General features: G+C 68.6%; 1 pseudogene. It reads right to left on the reverse strand.

Going from position 1 to position 695, the window contains the following annotated elements:
• A pseudogene (locus FLV34_RS39535) lies at positions 1 to 639 on the reverse strand (IS21 family transposase); the annotation flags it as partial.
• Between the last annotated feature and the right edge of the window lie 56 nt (positions 640 to 695).

The raw sequence follows: 695 nt of genomic DNA on the forward strand, positions 1-695 counted from the left end.
CTTGGCCACCTCGACGATCTCGGCGTTGCGGACCGCGATCCCGGCCACGTGCTCGGCTGTGACGGTTTTTTCGTTGTCAGTCAGCGCATAGGCCGGCACCCCGCCGATCCGGCGCAGCGTCGTATCCAGGCACGCGACGATCGTCGGCAGCGTCTTGTCCCAGACCGGGATCACCCCCCGGAATCGCGACCAGGCCAGCCACGCGCACCACAACGTGGTCGGCCGCCCGCCGATCAGCGGGCCGGTGCCCCAGTCCCACTGCAGCCACAGCCCCGGCTCGACCCCCCACGGCCGGTAGATGCGATGGCGGCCCAGCCGATACTGCGCTTTGGCCTCGGCCACGGTCCGCCGGGTGGTGCGCTCACCGCCGGTGAACCCCATCGCGACGATCCGCTTGTGCACTACATCCGCGCGGATCTTCCCCCGCGAGCGGACCACCAGCTCCTCGATCTTCGGCAGGTAGGCATCGATCGCCCGTTCCCGGTGCTTGCGCTGCTCGGGGGCCTGCCCCGCCGCCCGCATCTTCACATAACGGGCCACCGTGTGGTGGTCACACCCGGCCAGATCGGCTGCAGCCCGGTAACTGCCGGTGAGGTCATACGCCTCGAGAATCTCCATGATCTCCCTGCTGCTCTTCACCCGCTCGACTGTCGCCGACCGGGACAAGTACGGAAGGAGCGGGGAGATATCTGGCC

The sequence above is a fragment of the Microbispora sp. CSR-4 genome (genome assembly GCF_008033685.1).
In the GTDB taxonomy this organism is placed as follows: Bacteria; Actinomycetota; Actinomycetes; order Streptosporangiales; family Streptosporangiaceae; genus Microbispora.